Consider the following 15,884-nt stretch of genomic DNA (forward strand, 5'->3'; position numbering starts at 1 on the left):
ATGAATTGACATCAATTGAGCCAGCGCCAGAAGCCGGATTGACGGATTTTCACGAGCATGGCCGCTCCCTGATGGAGCCTAGGCCATGTCGAGCCTTGCAGCCGCCACTGGCGGCATCACCCCCACCCACGAAGACCTGCTGTGGGCGCTGGACAACGACCAACTGATCCTGCTGTACCAGCCGAAACTGGACTGCGGCAGCCACCGCGTGGTCGGCGCCGAAGCGCTCGTGCGCTGGCAGCACCCGCGGCTGGGCCTGGTTCCCCCCGGCCGGTTCATCCAACTCGCCGAGCAGACCGGTGCGATCCATCGGTTGGGGCACTGGGTGTTGAGGGCAGCCTGTCGACAGCTGCGGCTGTGGAGGGCGGCAGGCAACCTCGGCTGGTCGGTCGCCGTCAACGTCTCCCCGCTGCAACTGCGTTGCGCCCACTTCGCGCAGCGGCTGCTGGACTGCCTGGCCCAGCAGGGCGTGCCGGCGAACCGGCTGATCCTGGAGATCACCGAATCGAACCTGATTGAGGATACCGAAGTGCCCCGGAGCCAGCTGCTCGCACTTCACGCCGCAGGTGTCAGGATCTCCCTGGACGACTTCGGTACCGGCTTTTCCAACCTGGCGCGGCTCAAGCAACTGCCCGTGGATGAGCTGAAGATTGATCGTTTGTTCGTCAGCGACGTCGATCGTAACGAGGTGGCCCCGTCGATCATCGTGGCCATCGTCGCCATGGCCTCGATCCTGGGGGTACGAGTGGTGGCCGAAGGCGTAGAGCGCGAGTCCCAGCTAAGTGAGCTGGAGCGACTTGGATGCAATGAGACCCAGGGCTACCTGCACGCACCGCCAATCAGCGGCGAGCGTTTCCTGACACGGTTCGGAACCTACCCCCCTTGCTTTGAGGCGGTGGCGGACAGCCGCCAGGCGGCGGCCTATGGATGACCATGTCTGGGTATCGACAGCGCTATGCCATCAACTGCTACGCCATTTCCGGGTCGCCAGACTGGGCGTCCGGATAGCCCAGCTTGGCCTTGCTCCATACGCTTCCCGCGAGATCCGCAACGAGTTCCAGCAGATGCGACGGTGGCGTTGGCTGGAGGTTGCCGTGATGCAACCTCCAGCCACGGGCCAAAGCACGCTCGATGTAACTGAGACCTCTCCCTGGGAGTGGCAATGGAGGCCAATATCTGTTCAAGAAAAGAGGGGGTACACGATTTTTCCCGGCTCGCTGCTGCGGCTCTTCTCCCGCTTCGCGAAGGCAGTTCTGACAAAAGCAATTACCTTTCCTTGCTCTTCCTGCCTCAGTCTAAGTTCGGCACTGCCAGCCAGTTCGCCTCCTTGCCATGCAGCAAGGGCTACACCTCGGACGGTGTGCCTTTGCCTTGGAGCGACTTAATGACGGATTTTCAGATCGAATGGTAGCCACGCTCGCATGCAACAGAGCTCTTGCCCGTTGATTCCAAGCGCCGGACGAGTGCCTTTGTGATCCAGCTTTTCGCGCCGTCCTCGGTATCAGGACAGATTCCGCCTTCCTGCTCCGCACATGTCGTGGCTTTGTGTATATTGTTATTGTGTAACATTCCTGTCAGGTTGGCCCTGACTAGCCTGAAGCTCTCTCTGCACTCGATGAGCCGGTCGCCATCTTGGTGAGTTGTCGCTTCCGCGTGTGCCCCTTGCAAAGGAGTTGAGTCATGCGCAGTACTCTGTTGTTCTCGGCCGTGTTGCTTGCGCTGGGTGGCTGCAAGCCGGCGGACGAATTATCCGGTTCATCTGCAGAGGCGTTGAAAGCAGCGAGCCCTGCAAGCATTGATGAGGTCGAACTGATAAGCCGCGATGCGCTGTTCGGCAATCCCGAGCGTATCGGCGTACAGATCAGCCCGGACGGCAGGCACTTGAGCTGGATCGCTCCAGTGGAAGGTGTTCTCAATGTGTGGGTCGCTCCAGCCGATGACTTGTCTGCGGCAACAGCGGTGACTGCGAATAAGGGCCGCGGTATCCGCAATTATTCATGGTCCTATCACCCCGGCACCTTGCTGTACCTGAGCGACACCGGTGGCGACGAGGATTTCCACGTTTTCGCAGTCGACGTCATGTCAAAGCAGGAGAGGGATCTCTCGCCTTTCCCAAAGACTCGTGCGAAGGTTGTCGAGGTCAGTCACCTGCATCCAGATTCGGTGCTGGTGGCGATGAACGATCGCGATCCAAAGTGGCATGATCTGTACCGTGTCGATCTCCTCAGTGGCAAGCGCACGCTGTTGGAGAAGAACGACGCCGAGATCGGTGGTTACCTGGCTGATGCCGACTACAGGGTTCGCTTTGCCTCACGCTCTCGCCCTGACGGCGGCAGCGAAGTGCTCAGGCCGGACGGCAAGGGTGGCTGGACCAAGATTGATGATATTCCGTTCGAAGACGTCCTGACGACAGGGCCGGGAGGTCTGACCAACGACGGTGCCACTCTCTATTTCCTTGATTCGCGCAACCGTGACACGTCCGCGCTCTATGCGGTGGATTCGAGCAGCGGCAAGCGGACCCTGGTGTTTGAGGACGTGCGAGCCGACGTTGGAGGCAGTCTGTCTGATCCGACCACCGGCAAGGTGCAGGCAGTGGCGGTGGACTACCTGCGCGAGGAGTGGAAGGTGCTGGACGATAGTATCGCAGCAGATCTGACGAAGCTGCGTGAGATAGGCCCGGGCGACTTCTCGGTCGAATCCCGAACGCTTGACGACAAGTCTTGGATCGTCGCCTATTCGACGGCCGAGCAGCCGACCACGTACTACCGCTACGATCGTTCGCAAGATCGCAAGTTGACCAAGCTGTTCACTGCCCGGCCGGCGCTGGATGGCAAGCCGTTGGTGCCGATGTGGCCGACGGAAATCAAGGCGCGCGATGGCCTGTCGCTGGTCAGCTACCTGACTTTGCCGAAGCCTGCAGATCCCGACGGCGATGGCAAGCCGAACAAGCCGACGCCGATGGTGTTGATGGTGCACGGCGGGCCTTGGGCTCGCGACAGCTACGGCTACAGCAGTGGTGTGCAGTGGTTGGCTAACCGTGGATACGCGGTGCTGCAGGTCAATTTCCGTGGCTCGACCGGGTTCGGCAAGGCATTCACCAACGCTGGCAACGGAGAGTGGGCTGGCAAGATGCATGAAGACCTGTTGGATGCGGTGCAATGGGCTGTGCAAAAGGGTGTGACTACGCCGGAGCAGGTCGCGATCTTGGGCGGCAGCTATGGTGGCTATGCAACCCTTGTTGGATTGACCTTTACCCCGGATACGTTCAAATGCGGTGTCGATGTCGTGGGTCCATCCAATCTCAATACACTACTGTCGACAATTCCCCCATATTGGGCATCGGGTTTTGAGCAGATGGTTCGACGCGTCGGTGATCCGCGCACTGAAAGCGGCAAGAAGCTGTTGGCTGAGCGTTCGCCCCTGACGCATGTCGACCGCATCACCCGGCCCCTCTTGATTGGGCAAGGCGCCAACGACCCCCGGGTCAATCAGGCCGAGAGTGACCAGATCGTCGCAGCAATGCAGGCCAAGGAAATCCCGGTGACCTATGCGCTGTTCCCGGACGAAGGACACGGTTTCAGCCGTCCAGAGAACAGCAAGGCATTCAATGCTGTCGCCGAGGGATTCCTGGCGCGATGCCTAGGGGGGCGCGCGCAGCCGATTGGCAACGACTTCACTGGCTCCAGTATCTCAGTGCCGGCGGGCGAAGACGGGGTTCCAGGTCTGTCCGAAGCACTGAAAGTGCATGCCCCGACGGTGAAGAAGTAGACGGTTGCCATCAATAAGGGCTCGGCTGGGCCCGGTTTCTTGCGCGGTCTCACCGGAGCATTTGCCGCAGCGGGGCGGAGCTCATCCCGCCCCGCCGTTCCGACTCATCAGTAGGTATGGGAAAGAGCGATAGGGTGGACATCACCCAGCGGCGTTTGAGCGGCGGGGCATTGCTTGCTGGCAAGGCACTGGGTGAATCTGGAGCCGGAGCCCCCCCTCCGTGCAGTGTTGTGCGTGTACCTGGCCTAGCGGTAGAGGACAGTAGTCGCCGCGCCCGCTTGGCGGCCGCCGATAGGTGAATGTGAAGCGGCTGACGAATCAACTTGCACTTCGATTGTCGTCGCACTACACCGCCATGCGAAGTGCTGCCACGCAGCTACTAGCGGGATTCATAGTTGGCATGGGAAGAGCGCGATGCGGTGTCGAACCTTAGCGCTTGGCATAAGCCAGATAGGTAGGGCACTCCGGTGGCACTTTCGCCACCATCTGCTTCGACTTGCTCTCGACTGGGGCAAGGACGCCCTCTAAGTGTAAGCACTTCGTCGGCTAGGGCATCAAGGTACGGCGTACAGCACTGCAGTGAGAAGCGATTGTTGGCCGTTCCTAAGTTGCGGCCATCGCACAGGCAGAATTTTCCTTTAGGTTACTTCGAGGATAGTCAATGAGAATCTCGAATTCTTCGTTCTCCCCCTTTATCTCCCGATCAATGCTGAGCATGGCAACGTCAATTGCCCTGTTGGTGGGTCTTTCCACGCTCGATGCGCAGGCAAGCAGCTTTCATCTGAATGGCGACACGATCTACTACTCCGGTCGCGTCGAGAGCAGCGATCCTAGAGATCTGCAGCACATGCTCATCTCGCCCGTCATCACGCTCTAGGCCTTTGGGTAGCTCTGCCCAATTGGTAGGTTGTCTGGCAAATAGTCGACTCCCGGCTGAACAAGGCTGAGAAGGATTATCTAATGCTAAGTCGCTCTCAGTCGGTACACGATGTTTCAAATTTTGACGAAAGGAACTTTGATGAGAAAATCAAGGCTTAGTATTGCGCTAGCTGGATTGGCTGGAGCTGGCGCATTGGCAGGAATCGAGGACGCTGGAGCGATGAATTACCATGTCCGTGGCGACCGAGTATATATGTCGGGGGGGGTAACTCTTGCCGACGTAGCCGCGCTTCCAGTGTTGCTGGCGAGGGCAAACGCAGAGGGTCGGCCGATTCGCGAGGTAGTCCTGCGTACGTCGAACGGAGGAGTCTTGTTGTCGGGTGAGTGGTTGCAGGGCGTGATCCGTATTTCCGGCCTGAACACCATCGTGTCCGGTCACTGCGTTTCGTCCTGCTCGATCATGCAGTCCGGTGGCGTCGAGCGTTATCTAGCCGGCGACCTGCCGATCGTTGACTCGGTGCAGATCCACGCGGCCAGCAGTAGCGGCAACGTTGTCTACGCACCGTCGCCGCGCATGACCCAGATCTATACCGGCAACTATGGCGGCGGCATGGATGCGGAGCTGCTTCGCAAAGCTATGTACGATGTTGTTCAGCCTAACGGATTGCTGGTATTCAGTGATCCGGGCCGTAGCTCGGGCGCGTCTGTTACATTCGATCCAGTAGGGGATGGGGTAAGTATTGAGAGTTTTAATGGTCATAGCATTTATAGTAATAATATTATTACTCGGGTAGGCTATCGCGCTCCGGGTGACACCCTTTGGGTCGATAAAGATATTGGTGGTGATATAAATCCTGGTTATCTTAGAACTAATAGGGAGCTGCATGCGCTTGTCGATAGGGATGCTGCGCATTATTACATTTCTCCTTTAGGGTCCTATCTAAACTTGGCAATAGCCGCCTATAACTTTGCATTGGGAGAGGGTGGGTCAGTTCAAGCTGTACTGCGTGAACCCGGCATACAGGCTCTTCTCCATTCAACGTTGTTAATGACAGACGAGGGGGGCGCCATCCTTGGCGATTCGGCAGGCGTGATCCGACTGTTGAATGGCGCGGTCTGGCGGACAGGTGAGACCACCGGTGCGGATTTAATGTTGGTGGAGAATGGCGTAATCGCCCTGGAAGGGGGCGGGTTGCGCACGGACGAGTTGCGAGTATTGCCAGCCGGTACCGTGGTCGGCCATGGTGACGTTGCTGGTACAGCGATGGATCTCAGCGCGCTGATCAGCGGTACCCGTCCGTCCTGGCGCGAGGACGGTTTCAATCGCCTGCGCGTGTTCGGGACACTGATGCCACGCGGCGGCGATCTGGTTACCCATGGACGTGTCAACATCATGCCGGGCGGCAAAGTGCTGTTCGATGTGACCGAGAACGACGACACTGGCAGAGGTCGCCTACGCGTCGGGAGCTTCTTTGATCAGCTCAGCGGCAAGATGAACGACGGAGCGCTGCTGGTTTCCAGGGGGGCCTTCCTTGAACTGAATGTGGCGCAGGGTTACTACGGCCAAGATTTCCATCGTGATTTGGTGCAGGGGCCGATCTCCCAGGGCGGTTTCGAAGAGGTCGTACGCCTCGGTGACACCGGCTATAGTGCCAGTATCACTAGTGGTGATGTGTTCCGTCCGCGCCACAACTCGCTGCTGAGTTTCAACGTGAAGCAGACCGCCGATGGCCTGTGGCTGACTGCCAACCCGGGGTTCGAGCAGCTGGGCCTGTTCGCCAATGGCAGCTCCGGCGATGGCCTGGGCCGCGCGCTGGCGACCGCTTCCGATCGCAAGGATCGTGGTCTGAGATCGCTGCTTGGTGCGCTGCAGTTCGCCGACCGCGACGTGATCGCCCAACAGTCCGGTGCCCTGCGCGGTGACGCGCACGCCAGCTTACGCCTGGCCGACAACGCCCTGCTTGGCAGCATCGGCAACATGGTCCAGCAGCATCAGGCGGCGATGCGCAGTGCCGGTGGCGATGCCGACGGCCTGGCCCTGCGGGTCGCACAGTCGATGTCGGCGCAGCCGGGCATGCGCCATGGCAGCCTGTTCAACCAGCTCGCCATGCACCTCGTTGAGCCCGCCGCTGCAAGCGAGGGCGGCCGCGCTGCCGGCAGTGAGCGCAACCATGGTATCTGGGCGCGCGGCTTTGCCAGCCATGGCCGCATCGATGCCGACGGTGGCGTAGCCGGCCTGAGCCACACCATCGGTGGCATCGTGGTCGGTGCCGATACCCGCGTGGCCGATGACCGCGTGACCCTGGGCGTCAGCGTGGCCGCGGCGGACATGTCGACCAAGGCCAGCGATGGCTCTGGTTTCACTGGTGACGTGCGTGCGCTGGACGTGGGCGGCTACCTCGATGCGACGTACGCGCGCGGCTATCTGTCGGCGGCCGTGCGCTACACCGATCTGCGCCACGATACCCGTCGCAGCATCAACGGCATCGAAGGCCTGCAGCAGCCGCTGCGCGCCAAGTACAGCAACGATGCGATCTCCGCACGAGCGGAGCATGCGTTCTCCTTCACCACCGGCAAGGGCCTGGTGGTCCAGCCGTTGCTGCCCGTGGTGGACTACGCGCGTACCTCGGCCACCCGCTTCAACGAAGGGCAGGGCGCCGGTGCGCTGGTTGGCCGCAGCGGCAGCCTGGAGAGCATCCGCGTGGGCGCGGGCCTGCAGCTGTTCAAGACCTTCGAGGGCAACAACGGCGAGCGCATCACCCCGCGCGCCCGGGTGGTCTGGCAGAAGGAACTGGGCGATTCGCAGGCCCGCTACAACACCGGCTTCGCCGCGGCACCGGATCTTGTGTTCGGCAGCAACAGTCAGGTGGTGGGCGAGCAGGTGCTGGCCTGGAACGTGGGCGTGACCAGTCGGGCCAGCGAGCGCTTGTCAGTGATGGTCGACTATGTCGGCGAACGCCGCGATGGGCAGCTTCAGAATGGCGTGATGTTGGGTCTTGGCTATAAGTTCTAAGTTTAAACCGGCAGCGGCGGTCCCCGTGCCGTCGCTGCCCTCTTGAGATGATTGTGAGTGCTAGACCGACTGGGCGCGGAATAGCGCTTGGCTAACGGCCTTAAGTCGTAGGTGATGCCCACGATCGAGTCGTTCGGTCTGGCCCCGGATTCAAATTGTCGATCCAACTGACGGGAGCCAAATGCTCTGAGCCACTGGCAGGCTAGTACCGGAAGCCGCTCTTGCCATTGTCCCAGATATTTTCCTCGGTTATCAATGGCGCTATGCGCTTCTCGATACCGCCGAGCGCGCCTTCTGGCGCGTGGATTGCGTATTGGTACGGTTTGGATCCGGCTAGGCGCTGAGCAAGTCGCTCAGCCAGCTCAACCAGCTGTGGTTGAGTCAGCTCGCCGGGTAGTGCGATCTCATGCTCGCGATAGGCGGAACCGTTGGCGCGCTCGTGGCGATCGGCCATGCTCCGAACGTTTTGGGATCGTCCTTGGCCCAGGTCGGCAGGTTGCCTTGACTAGCGTGGACCAAGTCCTCGCGTTCGCTGTGCGATCCCTCTCGCTGGATGTAGCTGCTGTGTCTGCGAGCGGTGCCTTTTTTGCCGCTCTTGATACTGTAGTGGAAGCTTGCCATTGCTTTATCAGCCTTTCTCTATGCGTAAGCGAAAAAGGCCAACAAGATTGCTCTTGTTGGCCTGTGTGGAGTGGAGTGGTTCGTTAGCGAATGCGGTGTGATAGAGAAACGGTAAGTGCGCGTGCTACAGCCCCCTGTATGCATCGCTCTTTGGCAGTCTTGTTGGGGGCTAACACTGACTCTGCTACTACAGTTCCATATCGAGTCCTCTATAGAGGCGCTGCTCTAACAGCGCCTCCCACTACGGACATCTCTCTATTCCTGTCAGCTACGAGCCCATCACTTCCATATACATAGGGGTGGTGATGTAAGAAATTATCGATGTACTCCAGAAGCGACTTATCATCAGATCCTTGGCTGGGTGCACGCATGTCAAGTTCACCTCTGTCATCCTCATTTCTTAGGCGTGACGGATGACAGGTCGATGCTGATCGAACCGCTCCTGTCTTGAGTTCCTGTCGAGCAGTCGCGCGTGACTCTACCCCTGGTCGATCCGATGCCATTGTGATTCCCCGACAGCTGCAAGCAGTGCTTGTCAATGAGAGCTAAGGAGAGCGCAACCTAGGTCGGGCGCTGAGGACTATCGTTGCCACAATGCGTCTATGTGCTGCCGAGTCGATGCTGATGCTTGAAGATAGAGTGGCCGTTGTGGTCTCATCGTGAGGCAAGCTATTGGATGGCTAGATCGCCAAAGAGGTGTGGGATGGCTACGAGTGAAGGTGTAGAGCCCGGCAAGAACCTGGAGGGTCGTAAGTGGCCATCAGACTTTGCGGGACGGAACCTATTTGAGCGCGGTCCAGATTGGCGCAACAATGCCATGCTTGGCTGGACTGGCTTCCCGATGGGTCTGTACGCGGCCGGTTACAAGGACGCTGCAGATGCCATTCTGTACGCGCTGAGTCAGCAGAAAGCCAGTCTGGATAGCGTGGTTTATCCGCTGGTGTTCGTCTACAGGCAGGGCATTGAGCTTCAGTTGAAGATGTTGCTGCCGCTTGCAAGGAGACTGGCTGAGAAGGCGTCCAAGAATGACCACAGTCATGGGCTGATGCCAATGTGGAGCGAGCTGCGTCCACTTCTGGAGGAGTTGACCCCGCATGAAGATGATGCTGAGCTTCCCGCTATTGAGAGCTTCATCGAGCAGATTGACAAAGTAGATCCGCAGTCGTTTTCGTTCCGGTACCCAACCACAAAGCAGGGGTCTGAGTCGCTGCCAGATCTGCGGCATATCAACGTCCGGCAGCTCAGCGAAATCATGGATAGCATCTTCAGGATGCTTGGTGGAATTCACTCTGAGTTGGGAGAGATGGACCAAGTGGGTGAGGACTTCCAGTTCTAGCCGCATGCGGAGCCCCTAGGGGGAGGCTTAATCGAACTGCGCGAAGCTTTCGCAGTCAAGTAGTGTGTCCAGCGAATTCGACAAGTTCACTCGGTACTTCCGATCAAGTCCAGCTTGGCGAGCCCTTGAGATTGATGCCTTCTCGGTCATCACGTATGTGAAGTAGGCGTAGGAAGGATCTCGCATGCGCAAGAATCCCATAGCCCGGAACGGGTAGAGGATTTCTGGCGCCACGCTGATGCTGTTAGGGGTTCAGCAGCTTCTGGATGTCCTTCAAGGGCAGCCACAGCTTTAGCGGGTCAGACTCTGCAGCCTGAAATCCGAACTTCTCGTAGAAAGGAGCCGCATCCTCCTTTGCATCTACGAACATTCCGGACACCCCGATGGTTTCGCTCACCTGTGCTGCTCGCGTGATGGCTTCCATGAGGAGCATCGCGCCGAAGCCGCGTCCCTTCAGCTGCTGATGAACCGCCAAACGGCCCATTCGCACGACCGGGACATTGCGCGGCAATTTTGAGCCCGCTGGCGGGAGTTCGTCGTTCATCACCTGCGCTGATGACAGGCTGAAAAAGCCTAGGACCGTGGTGTCTGTGACGTCCTTGAATCCTGCCTGATGCCAAGCATCCAGAGTCCCCTTGGCTGGGATTGCCACGAACGTGCGGCTGATGCCGCGGCTCTGGTGCTGGTTCGCCGTCTTGCGAAGCCAGTCGTTCAACTTCTCGTTACCGCAGTCGAAATCAGCGCGGCTTAGGTGTCCAGCGAACGGTACTACTTCTACTTCTAGTGTCATGGTCTCTGCTCTCCATATGTTGTTTTAAGGAGGCAGCGAGACGATCGGGGACGGGCTTGGGGTTGTCGAGCGCATCCAGAAATCTCTGCATGTCGTTCTGGCTCAATCGAATTATCGAGTGTTCCTCAATGATTCTCTCTGCTTCCCTAAGCGCGGCCTGGGCAACGAACTGGTTCGTCGTTGTTGCCGTCATCTCAGCTGCCTGTTCAATTGCTTGCTGCGCATAAGCGGTGACCCGGGTCGTTATCCTTGCCCTGTCATTACTGGTCGCATGCATCGGTAACTCCTTCTCTCATTTCGTATTTGCCAAAGCAGACCAAGCCTTGAGCTCGGTTGGTGCCTGGCGTCTGGTTGGTGCGGTGCCGTCTACTTCATGTCATCTCCCCTGTCCTGGTAGGCGCTCAGTATATGGTGGTGGTGCCAAAATGGCAACCGTGGACTAATCCATATAGAAATAAAGTGCAATAGTTTGAGGTTGTAGTTTATCCTGCGTTCAGTTTGTAATGGCGACCTGCTCTGAGGACAGATCATGTCCGCTGAAGTTGGTGTCGTCGTGGCGGAAGGTGAGCGGGTCTGCTGCAGGTCTGTAGTGGTCAATTCTTTGAGGCGGGCTAGACTGTTTGCTTCCAGGCCTTGCTGCCTGGCGTCGGGTGATGTTGGCATCTTCAGGTGGGCATCTGCAGATGGTTGAACTTCTACTGGACAGCGGCGCCGCTGTGGCACCGCTGGACTTTGAGCGGCGCAACGCACTCGTGATGGCTGACGCTCGCAATCACGTAGAGGTGGTAGTGCGTTTGCAGGTGGTAGGAGCCCAGTTGCCGCCCGGTTTGGCAGAGGCGCCGCCGCTGGACTGGCCTGACCCAGGTGACGGAGGTGAATCCGCTGCGGTGGTGCGGGGCTACTTGTTGGCCTATCACGAGTGGGAAAAGAGGACTACGGGGTACGCATCGTAAAAAGCCTTCCGGCAAGTCCTCACGCAAGGGCGCGCCAAAGGTGTAAGCGTAGCAAGGGCTTGCCGCTATTTCGGCATCAACCGGCAGGCGTTCTATCAGGCTGGACGCCGTCATCGGCGGCGACACGCTGCCGATGCCACGGCACTGGCACTTGTGAGCGATTGCCGTGCGCGCCAGCTGCGGATCGGTACGCGCAAGCTGCACCATTTGATCGAACCGAAGCTACAGGCGGCGGGATTCGCTCTGGGGCGCGAAAAGGGCGCCCTATGGCTTGTAGTGAGCCTACCCCTGAGGGCGGGGATCAGGCACTTGGCCGCCTGCGAATCCCTTGTAAGGCAGAGATGCCCTGCTATCGGCAGCCGCCAGCTCGGCTGAGCTGAGGCGCATCTTCGCAATCTCAATCGCTGCTTTGTGATCGCCCATGATGTAGGCCAAACGGAGGTAGGCTGCACCATCTACCGCGTTTGGCACTTTCGATTCGCGGTACGACTCCGAGATCGCGTATAGCGCGTAGAAGTTGCCTGATAGCACCTGATTTCGGAGCATCACCTGGCCGTCCGTGAAATTTTTGTCCATGGCAATCCGTTTTCCCAGCACCGCAGAGGCATTGGGGTCACCCGCTGACGCTTTTTGTTGCAGTACATCCAGCGACTCTGAACGCAGTCGCTCGAGTTCGGCTTGCGATGGATACTTGTGGCGGATCAGCCACTCGGCTTCTTCTAGCGATTTTGCCTGCAACGGTCCGGCGTCTCTGCAGTCTCCAGTGCACAGGCGCTGTGCAACTGCATTGGAGTCAATGAGTCCGCCAATTTTTGATTGCTGCGACGCGATGGCGTGTGGTGCCTGATCCGGGTTGGCGGTCCGCGAAACGGCTCGTTCTGCCGTCGTTGACATGCTGCTCTGGTCAGAGGCCGTTTGTTCTGAGCAGGTAGTTGAAGTGACCACGAAAATGGCTGCAAAAAGGATCGATCTGGTGTGCATTTATTGTGCCCACATATATTGTTCTGGACCTGGGTCCACCACTTGGAACATGACGCATCTTCCGTCACTGAGCGCCATTTCTCGCCGATCGAATTTCGCGTGTCAATGAGATCGATGATCCCGTACGGAACGTAGTTTTCGAGGGACATGCCCACTGCACGTTGATGTTCAATGAGCGAGATCATGGAGTTCTGATTGTCATTGGCCTCTGCGTCGAACGCTTTCAGCATCTGGATGCAGTACTGCTCCGGTTTGGTCAACGTTCTCCCTGCGCGAGACTGACTGGTATCCACTAACGTAGGACAGGCCTGATCTCCCCCATTGGTTTGGGAAGATTTTTCCCCGGCCGCAGATCGACTATCGTGATGGTGAGTAAGCCGTAGGAGGAACTCTGGACCGGCGGTGGTGCGGCTGACGGGTTGTCTGGATGGTGCTGGATTTCCAATGAGGTGTCGTTTCCTGGCTTGGTGTGCGACGCCACTCTTGTCGTTATTGATATGCGACAAGTACGCGTGAATCAGGCGCAGGCTCGTCATTGGCTTGGAGGGGACGTTGCAGCCATCCATCTCGGGCCTGCTTGCTGCCTCCGCGGCCGTCACACGGCCATCGAACAATCAGGTCATCTTGCACCACGTGAGATGGGCGAGCGCCTATGCATGAAGACAGATACACTCATCCCCGACGCCCGCCGTTCGGCTTGTTATGGCACAGCGGATAGCTTGAGCACGACCGGAAGGCTCCATGCGGCCCATTGCGATCCACAAACACGCCCACCTTGCACACCGGGCAGCGCTCTTCGTGGATGGCCGCGCCTGAAATCGCGGTCACTTCCACCGCCCCGTCCTTCACCAGCTCATCCAGGAATGGCGAGTGCTTGCCCTGCAGCGTGAACATCGCAACCGACCGTCGCGCCCGCGTCAGCGCGACATAGAACAAGCGTCGCTCTTCGCTCAGTGGGTAGGCATCACCCTCCGGCATCGCCAGCGAAAGCACCGGATCATCCGACCTCAGGCTCGGGAAGCTGCGATTGATCATGCCCGGCAGGATCACGTAATCCGCCTCGCGCCCCTTCGATCGATGCGCGGTCAGGAACTCGACGTCCATTGTGCTGCCGAAGGCCGTCTTCCAATCCGAAGGCACTGCACCCTGATCCGCGCGGTAGCGCCCCAGGACAAAGATCGTCACGCGGCCAGTGCGACCCTGTGGAACGGCCCCGCACAGCAGCTGCTGGTGCAGCTTGGCGAGGTACTGGCGAACACCATCCTGCACCTCCTCACGCCGATTCATCTGGAACGCCTGCAGCACCGGGCCCATAGCCGGCGCAGCAGAGCGAACTTCCTTGGTGATCTGCGCGGGATTGCGGCTGATGAAGCGGCTGGACACATCACACAGTGCCTGTGGGCAGCGGAACGTCTGTTCCAGTTTCAGCACCTGGCCGTGTCCCATCCATTCGCGGAATCCGGTCATCACCGAAACATCGGCGCCGGCGAAGCGATTGATCGATTGCCAGTCATCGCCCACCGCAAACAGGTGGCGGCCCGGTTGGCTGACCAGGGCGCGGCAGAGGCGAGCGCGGGCCCGCGAGGCATCCTGGAACTCGTCCGCCATCACCAGATCGTAGGGCGATTCATAGTGACCCTGTTCCAGCAGCCCGGCCGCCATGTTGAGCATGTCTTCGAAGTCGATGCCACGCTCGTCCGCCAATGCCTCGTCCCAGGCCTGGAGAACCGGCCCGGCGATTTCCAGGAAGCGCCGGTAGCGTTCCTTGAACTGGTCTTCGGGCATCTGCCGCAGGCGTGCGGCCATAGCGTCCAGCGTCAGGCAGTTGCTCTTGGCATGGGCAATGAAGGTGCGCATCAAGCCGATCAGGTCTGCGTCCGGCATTGGTCTGGCGCCCTGGTCGGGCAGCTCGCGGTCCGGGTTCGGGTCGAGCTCGACGTTGGACTCGTCCAACCTCTCGGCCAGATGGCGCAGGGCGTCTCCGCTGCGCAGGCCATACGAGGTGGTCTCGACAAGAGCCGTGCCACGCGCTGCATGCTGCTCGCGCTTCCAATGCATGCCTTCGGCGTAGTTGGCGAAATGCTTTGGCGGCTGGCCACCGGCATCCAACGCAAAGTGCTCGTGATACAGCCCGGCGTCCGGATAATAGAAATCGGGGCGATACTGGCGATGGGTGTCGGTCGCCGTATCGAATTCGTAGCGCCGTTCGTAGTCGTAGGTCACGCCGTTGTAGAACAGCCAGTCGGCGATGACGCACTCTTCCAGGCTTTTCACCCGCTCACCCTGCAGTGTGCGGATATAGGGCGTGCCATCGCGGTCGTAGCCATCGGCCATCATTTCGGCACCGAACGGCGGAAGATCGCGCCCGAACACCAGGCGGAACATATCCCACTGGGTGCGGAAGTGGGTCGAGCGGTCCTTCAGGTCGTCCACCAGTTCGGCAAGCTTGTTGAAGCCCTGCGTCGCGTCGATGGCCCATTCCGGAATGTCGGGTTTGCGTCCCGTTGCCTTGGCGATGATGGCCAGGCCCAGGGCGTGGAAGGTCCGGGCCTCCACCACGGTATCGCCCATGCCGAGCCGGTCGAAGGATTGCTGCGCGCGTTCCTCCAGCTCCTTGGCAGCGTCCTTGTTGAAGGCGAGCATCACGATCCGCTCGGGTTCGACGAAGCCGCGGTCGATGGCATAGGCCGCCTTGGCGACCATCGTGGAGGTCTTGCCGGAGCCGGCCGCGGCCACGACCTGCACGCGGTTGTCGAAGCAGATGACGGCGCGGGCCTGTTCCTCGGTCAGGGGCTTGCTCTCGACCCGGTCGAGGAAGTCCTTGGCCAGCACCTGCTCACGCGTTGCCATGGTCGCGTTGGCGTCGGCCCAGATGGCGGGCCAATCCAGATGCCAGTCATTCAGTGCCTCAAGCGCAACCAGATGGCGGCTGGAGCGCAGGTCGCCGTGCACGTTCGCATCGAGGAACAGACTCTCCAGCTCATCCGGGGAGAGCGGCAGGGCGGGCCGATCAGCCAGCAACGCCTGCTGCTGCTCATGGGTGATCCAGCGTCGGCTGGCGTGACCTCGATCAGTCAGTGCGTCCGCCGCGCTCAACCAGGCTTGGATCTGCTCGAGGATGTCCTCGAACAGGCCCTTGCGCCCACGCGTGCTGCGCGCGAAGAGCAGGGTCCGCACAGCCGCTGCAAGCTGGGACGCTTGCCCGTTGGGCAGGCCGCCCACGGACACGGAACCGCTGTCGGTCTGCAATGAAACGCTGGCCCAGAAAAGCCCAGGAATGACCTGCACGCTGTGATCGTCATCCACGCGCTGCCGGTACTGTTGGCCTGCGATGTTCAGCTCGATGCATTCGCCATCCAGCCGCAACCGCCAGTGTGGCGAGCGTGTCACACGTTGGCCCCAGCCCGAGGGGCGCCATTCCATAGACATCCAGGTACTGCCTTGCAAGCGTCAACCGGGCATGTAGAGCCCCCAAGCCCGCATGATAAGGGGCCTTGATGTTGCATGGGGTCTTTCACTAGAGGGCAGGGCGCATCCAGATGC

At 59.7% G+C, this 15,884-nt stretch carries 12 protein-coding genes; 7 read left to right on the forward strand and 5 right to left on the reverse strand.

Annotated elements, in window-relative coordinates:
* Positions 1–85 precede the first annotated feature (85 nt).
* The 5 genes from D5301_RS14475 (at position 86) to D5301_RS14495 (ending at position 7,660) form a co-directional block, all read left to right on the forward strand.
* Complete coding sequence (locus D5301_RS14475) at positions 86–931, forward strand: EAL domain-containing protein (protein WP_153856043.1); 846 nt, start codon at positions 86–88, stop codon at positions 929–931.
* 231 nt (positions 932–1,162) lie between these two features.
* The gene (locus D5301_RS14480) at positions 1,163–1,411 is read left to right on the forward strand and encodes a hypothetical protein (protein WP_153856044.1); all 249 of its coding nucleotides are present in this window, start codon (positions 1,163–1,165) and stop codon (positions 1,409–1,411) included.
* Between the two features lie 269 nt (positions 1,412–1,680).
* Positions 1,681–3,768: a S9 family peptidase gene (locus D5301_RS14485; protein ID WP_153856045.1), complete on the forward strand. Its 2,088-nt coding sequence runs from the start codon at positions 1,681–1,683 to the stop codon at positions 3,766–3,768.
* Between the two features lie 661 nt (positions 3,769–4,429).
* Positions 4,430–4,645, forward strand: coding sequence for a hypothetical protein (locus D5301_RS14490; protein WP_153856046.1), 216 nt, complete (start codon positions 4,430–4,432; stop codon positions 4,643–4,645).
* 141 nt (positions 4,646–4,786) lie between these two features.
* The gene (locus D5301_RS14495) at positions 4,787–7,660 is read left to right on the forward strand and encodes an autotransporter outer membrane beta-barrel domain-containing protein (protein ID WP_153856148.1); all 2,874 of its coding nucleotides are present in this window, start codon (positions 4,787–4,789) and stop codon (positions 7,658–7,660) included.
* Between the two features lie 202 nt (positions 7,661–7,862).
* Here the strand turns inward: D5301_RS14495 and D5301_RS24055 are convergent, their stop codons facing one another.
* Entirely contained in the window at positions 7,863–8,114 is a 252-nt protein-coding gene (locus D5301_RS24055; protein ID WP_194936644.1) for a hypothetical protein, read from the reverse strand.
* Positions 8,115–8,984: 870 nt separating this feature from the next.
* On the opposite strand from D5301_RS24055, the gene D5301_RS14505 reads away from it, so the two are divergent.
* On the forward strand, positions 8,985–9,617 hold the full coding sequence (locus tag D5301_RS14505) for a hypothetical protein (protein ID WP_153856047.1): 633 nt from the start codon (positions 8,985–8,987) through the stop codon (positions 9,615–9,617).
* Positions 9,618–9,861: 244 nt separating this feature from the next.
* Here the strand turns inward: D5301_RS14505 and D5301_RS14510 are convergent, their stop codons facing one another.
* Together D5301_RS14510 and D5301_RS14515 are read right to left on the reverse strand one after the other, a co-directional pair.
* Positions 9,862–10,407: a GNAT family N-acetyltransferase gene (locus D5301_RS14510; protein ID WP_153856048.1), complete on the reverse strand. Its 546-nt coding sequence runs from the start codon at positions 10,405–10,407 to the stop codon at positions 9,862–9,864.
* Positions 10,355–10,684, reverse strand: a complete 330-nt coding sequence (locus tag D5301_RS14515; protein WP_153856049.1) for a DUF1778 domain-containing protein — start codon at positions 10,682–10,684, stop codon at positions 10,355–10,357. The genes D5301_RS14510 and D5301_RS14515 overlap by 53 nt, the downstream gene beginning before the upstream one ends.
* A 376-nt stretch (positions 10,685–11,060) precedes the next feature.
* Here D5301_RS14515 and D5301_RS24475 point away from each other — a divergent pair, with 376 nt between their 5' ends.
* A complete protein-coding gene (locus D5301_RS24475) occupies positions 11,061–11,360 on the forward strand; it encodes an ankyrin repeat domain-containing protein (RefSeq protein WP_324187328.1) in 300 nt (99 codons plus the stop codon).
* A 282-nt stretch (positions 11,361–11,642) separates the two neighbouring features.
* Here D5301_RS24475 and D5301_RS14520 read toward each other — a convergent pair whose 3' ends face one another.
* Entirely contained in the window at positions 11,643–12,341 is a 699-nt protein-coding gene (locus D5301_RS14520) for a hypothetical protein (RefSeq protein ID WP_153856050.1), read from the reverse strand.
* 672 nt (positions 12,342–13,013) lie between these two features.
* The gene (locus D5301_RS14525) at positions 13,014–15,764 is read right to left on the reverse strand and encodes a UvrD-helicase domain-containing protein (protein WP_153856051.1); all 2,751 of its coding nucleotides are present in this window, start codon (positions 15,762–15,764) and stop codon (positions 13,014–13,016) included.
* Positions 15,765–15,884 lie beyond the last annotated feature (120 nt).

The sequence above is a fragment of the Stenotrophomonas sp. MH181796 genome (genome assembly GCF_009659995.1).
Classification (GTDB): domain Bacteria; phylum Pseudomonadota; class Gammaproteobacteria; order Xanthomonadales; family Xanthomonadaceae; genus Stenotrophomonas; species Stenotrophomonas riyadhensis.

Excerpts from the sequence above, each read along its gene's own strand:
- D5301_RS14505 (WP_153856047.1), top strand. The coding sequence starts at position 8,985 with ATGGCTACGAGTGAAGGTGTAGAGCCCGGCAAGAACCTGGAGGGTCGT.
- D5301_RS14525 (WP_153856051.1), bottom strand. The coding sequence starts at position 15,764 with ATGGAATGGCGCCCCTCGGGCTGGGGCCAACGTGTGACACGCTCGCCA.
- D5301_RS14490 (WP_153856046.1), top strand. The coding sequence starts at position 4,430 with ATGAGAATCTCGAATTCTTCGTTCTCCCCCTTTATCTCCCGATCAATG.
- D5301_RS14495 (WP_153856148.1), top strand. The coding sequence starts at position 4,787 with ATGAGAAAATCAAGGCTTAGTATTGCGCTAGCTGGATTGGCTGGAGCT.
- D5301_RS24475 (WP_324187328.1), top strand. The coding sequence starts at position 11,061 with ATGTTGGCATCTTCAGGTGGGCATCTGCAGATGGTTGAACTTCTACTG.
- D5301_RS14485 (WP_153856045.1), top strand. The coding sequence starts at position 1,681 with ATGCGCAGTACTCTGTTGTTCTCGGCCGTGTTGCTTGCGCTGGGTGGC.
- D5301_RS24055 (WP_194936644.1), bottom strand. The coding sequence starts at position 8,114 with ATGGCCGATCGCCACGAGCGCGCCAACGGTTCCGCCTATCGCGAGCAT.
- D5301_RS14510 (WP_153856048.1), bottom strand. The coding sequence starts at position 10,407 with ATGACACTAGAAGTAGAAGTAGTACCGTTCGCTGGACACCTAAGCCGC.
- D5301_RS14520 (WP_153856050.1), bottom strand. The coding sequence starts at position 12,341 with ATGCACACCAGATCGATCCTTTTTGCAGCCATTTTCGTGGTCACTTCA.
- D5301_RS14480 (WP_153856044.1), top strand. The coding sequence starts at position 1,163 with ATGGAGGCCAATATCTGTTCAAGAAAAGAGGGGGTACACGATTTTTCC.
- D5301_RS14475 (WP_153856043.1), top strand. The coding sequence starts at position 86 with ATGTCGAGCCTTGCAGCCGCCACTGGCGGCATCACCCCCACCCACGAA.
- D5301_RS14515 (WP_153856049.1), bottom strand. The coding sequence starts at position 10,684 with ATGCATGCGACCAGTAATGACAGGGCAAGGATAACGACCCGGGTCACC.